Below are 1,013 nucleotides of genomic sequence, written 5' to 3'. Positions count from 1 at the left end.
TCCCTCGGCTCAAATCCTGGGCCCGAGCAGGTGAGCTGTTGAGAAAAGGCTTGCAAAATGGTTCGCGATTAGACGACTCCATCACATTAATTGACAGTTGGCGCACTGAGGGAAACCCAGTCGCCTGGCGGATTCACGGGTTCTGTTGCAGCTTTGAGCGCTCCTCCACCTGAGCTACGACAAGAGGGTGCTGAGAGGGGCCGAAGGTGAAGCAAGATAATAAGAACCTGTTCAAGGGTCGGCAGTTCACGGCGGAGATCATCCTCTGAGCGGTGCGCTGGTACCTGCAGTTCCCGATCAGCTATCGTGATCTCGAATGCATGCTCTCTGACCGTGGTGTTCAGGTAGACCACACCACCCTCTTTCGCTGGATTCAGGCTTATGCACCTGAGATCGACAGGCGTATCCGTCCTCATCTGTGCATGACGAACGGCTCGTGGCGCGTGGACGAAACATACATTCGGGTGAAGGGTCAGTGGGTTTATCTCTACCGCGCTGTTGATGCGACGGGGCAGACGATCGACTTTCTGCTCTCACCCAAGCGGGATGCGGCAGCCGCCCGACGCTTCTTCCGCAAGGCGTTGAAGCAGCCACATACGGTCAATCCGCGGACGATCACGGTCGATAAGAATGCCGCTTATCCAATCGCGATGAAGGCCATGAAGAGGGATGGAGCGCTCTGGCGTTTCTCCAAACTCCGACAGGTGAAATTTCTGAACAACATCGTCGAGCAGGATCACCGGCGGATCAAGCGACTGGTCAGGCCCGGCCTCGGCTTCCAGAGCTTCATAACGGCCTCACGGACGATTGCCGGCTACGAGGTTATGGCGATGATCCGCAAGGGACAGGTCGTGACTGCACCAGCAAACGACATGAGGGCTCAGAGAGACTTCATTGCTACTCTGTTCAGCGCTGCTGCCTGACCTGAGGCCCAGTCTAGAGGATGTCTGGAAAATCGGGTGGTGCCCATCTGAAGGGGCATGACAGCCTCATCCTACGATACCGATCTGAGC

At 56.6% G+C, this 1,013-nt stretch carries 1 protein-coding gene; it reads left to right on the top strand.

The features are described from left to right. The first annotated feature begins 272 nt into the window (after window positions 1-272). Window positions 273-923 carry an IS6 family transposase gene (locus DC522_RS33695; RefSeq protein ID WP_245444781.1) on the top strand — a complete coding sequence of 217 codons (651 nt, stop codon included), beginning with the start codon at window positions 273-275 and terminating at the stop codon, window positions 921-923. The last annotated feature ends 90 nt before the right edge of the window (window positions 924-1,013 follow it).

Origin of the sequence: Microvirga sp. KLBC 81 (genome assembly GCF_003075415.1) — a bacterium.
In the GTDB taxonomy this organism is placed as follows: Bacteria; Pseudomonadota; Alphaproteobacteria; order Rhizobiales; family Beijerinckiaceae; genus Microvirga.
This window is presented reverse-complemented; position numbering and strand designations above follow the sequence as displayed.